The sequence below is a fragment of the uncultured Clostridium sp. genome (genome assembly GCF_937920395.1).
Lineage (GTDB): Bacteria > Bacillota > Clostridia > Clostridiales > Clostridiaceae > Clostridium_AD.
The window spans coordinates 1-3,045 of the sequence record NZ_CALEVF010000022.1 but is presented as its reverse complement, the minus strand read 5'-3'; the positions used below and the strand labels follow the sequence as shown (position 1 = coordinate 3,045).

General features: G+C 27.7%; 2 protein-coding genes. Both read right to left on the bottom strand.

The annotated features are described in order from the left end of the window. Positions 1 to 444 precede the first annotated feature (444 nt). Entirely contained in the window at positions 445 to 1,578 is a 1,134-nt protein-coding gene (locus Q0649_RS01565) for an alanine--glyoxylate aminotransferase family protein (protein WP_298836546.1), read from the bottom strand. Positions 1,579 to 1,798: 220 nt separating this feature from the next. After that, entirely contained in the window at positions 1,799 to 2,599 is an 801-nt protein-coding gene (locus Q0649_RS01560) for a metalloprotease family protein (RefSeq protein WP_298836544.1), read from the bottom strand. Positions 2,600 to 3,045: the final 446 nt, after the last annotated feature.

Sequence of the window (3,045 nt, the reverse complement as noted above, 5' to 3'; positions counted from 1 at the left end):
TCTGTTTAATTTTCAAAGACCAATTTGTTTGTCATCATGTGACGACTTTTACTATTATACTAGGTATTTCTTGTTTTGTCAACAACTTATTTATAAAAATTTTAAATTAAAATCTTATAAAATGTAATTAACGGTTAGTTCAGTGTGCCACTTGTATGTGACGACAAGGAATATTCTATCATATATTTATATGATAGATACATTATAATATCCTAAATACTATAATCATATACGGTATTCTTCATAATCCTATTGTTTCTTAGATTTCTTTATCACTGATACACCAGGATTGGTATACTGCATTTTCATTAATAACTTCCCAAAATTCTATTTTATTAGTTATATTAACTATTAAATCATATCCTTCATAGCTACAATATTAAATATGATTTTGTTAATCAAATCTATGATTACTAAGCATATCCTGATATATTTAAGTATAATCTATACCTCACTTAGAAAAACTTCCACCATATTAGTTTTACACTCAAATCCAAGTTCTTTTAATGATGATTGTAATGCCAAAAGTGTATAAACCATTTTATCCTTTTTAGCATTCTCTCCCATATGTCCTATCCTTATCACTTTTCCCTGTAGATATCCAAAAGATCCAGCTATAAATACATTAAAATCATCAACCATATGTTTTAATAATGCTTTATCATTTATACCCTTAGGCAATTCTATAACTGTTACAGTATTAGAATATCCCTCTTCAATATATAAACTAAGACCAGCCTTCTTTACAGCCTTTCTTGTAGCTTTAGCAATACAACTATGTCTTTCAAGTATTCCAGTATCTTCTTTAATATTATCAAAAGCTTGTCTTAGCCCAACAATATCACTTATTGGCGGAGTATATGGGAACCACTTATCCTGATAATAATCTTTCCATATAAGTAAATTACAATAATAAGAAGCTATTGGCTTATTTCTTTGCTGCATTGATTTAAATGCATCTTCACTTATACTTAAAAACGTAAGCCCTGCTGGTGCTGAAACACATTTCTGAGAAGCACCTATCACTATATCTATTTTCCATTCATCTACTCTTACATCTTCTCCACCCATACCAGCTACACTATCCACTACTGTAAGTATGTTCATCTTTTTTAACAAATGACATATCTTATCTATATCATTTAACACTCCCGATGGTGTATCACAATGTACCACAGTAGCGAATTTGAAATCATGGTCTTTTTCAAGGAATTCTTCTAATTTTTGAGTGTCTATTGAATGCTTCCTATCTTCTTTAAAAACAACAACCTCTCCACCATACATTTTAACAAAATCAGCAAACCCTTCTCCAAATATTCCATTATCGATTACGAGTACCCTATCACCTATTTCAGTAAGTGATGCACAAGCAGCCTCAAGGCCCAAAATTCCTTCACCACTTAATATTCTAACTTCATTACTTGTCTTTAAAAACTGTCCTATTTCCTCGCAGGTTTCTTTATAAAATTCATAAAACTGCAAATCCAAATCTGGATTTGTAGTAGCTAAAGCTCTAGCCATTCTTACATTCTCTCTTACTTGTGTAGGACCTGGAGTCATTATTTGAGATACCTTCATCATTTTCACTCCTTCATATTATTCTTTATATTGCAATAATAAAATTATATCACTAATAGCTAATTTGAAAAAATGTATCCATACGCTCCTTTAAATTGTAGATTTTTTAATGTTATAAATATTAATCACTACCTAATTGATCTTCAATATAGCTTACATAATATGATCATATTTTAACCACAATAAAGCACATGAAAAATTCCATGTGCTTTATACTATATCAATGCTTTATTAGTAGTAACAATAAACTTATAATATAAGTTATCCCAGAAAAAATTAGTGATACTATAAGAAATCCTATTAGTATAATATTATACTTTAATATACCTTGGGCCATAACGACCTGTGAGAATCCAAATACATTAATAGCAAGTAATATAAAAAATATTGCAACTAACCCTTTGCTCGCCCCCTTAATATCTGCAGAACTTAATGATATATGAGATGAAATACAGATAGCTAGAAATAAAAATAATATAAAATATGGATTAGAAAAATTAGTCTCTGAAAAAATTATCTTTATTAAATCAACATAAGAATTTAATATCCCATTTAAGGAGACAGAATTTATTTTTGTTATATTAACATTAACCATAGATATATTTATAAATTGATTATATGTCTTAGGAATTATGGTATACATTAAAGCAATTATTGCAGATATTCCTCCAAATATAGGTGCAATACCTATAAAAAAATTCCCCGTTTGTTGGTATATACTATTAGGATTATATGCATGACTGACATAACCCAATATGCCATTTTCATCTTTCTTTTGTAAAAGTACCAATTTAGATATCTTATGTCTAAAAACAACACATAAAATAGCATGTGATAGTTCATGAATAGGAACTCCTATAATTGCAGTAATCGCTACGGCCTTCCACCCAAAGCTCCTTTGAAAATTTTCTATTGAATGGTTCCTTAGAAATCCAAGAATAAACCCTACAAAAACTATCATTCCCGTCATGTATATTGTATCTAGGCATGTCTTTATTATTAAGTCTATTAAACTATTCATTAAATCATCCTTTCAGCTTTTATTCATTAAATATCATAAATTATATTTCTAAATGTTTTAACTTATCCACAATTATACGTTCATAATAACACTGTAACCTATTCTCCCCCCATACTCAATCTAACAAACGATTATTAATATGAAAAAATAACAATATAACATACTAAAATACTTTTACCGCCATTTTAGTATTCAGTTATTTAATTATAATACGATATTAATTAGATACAATGAAAAATAAGTATAATTATAATTTAATATTAATATTATTGATGATTTTTAGTGTGTTTGTTAAACATTTTAACACGTTTTCATTCTTTTGTTTAAATCAATTAAATATTTAATTGAATTTCATTTGTTTTAAGTAACCACATTGTATGTTTTTATGTATTATAGCTGATTGCGAAACTCTAAAAGATTTTAGTGAAATATCTATCTAAAATTTT

Excerpts from the sequence above, each read along its gene's own strand:
- Q0649_RS01560 (WP_298836544.1), bottom strand. The coding sequence starts at position 2,599 with ATGAATAGTTTAATAGACTTAATAATAAAGACATGCCTAGATACAATA.
- Q0649_RS01565 (WP_298836546.1), bottom strand. The coding sequence starts at position 1,578 with ATGAAGGTATCTCAAATAATGACTCCAGGTCCTACACAAGTAAGAGAG.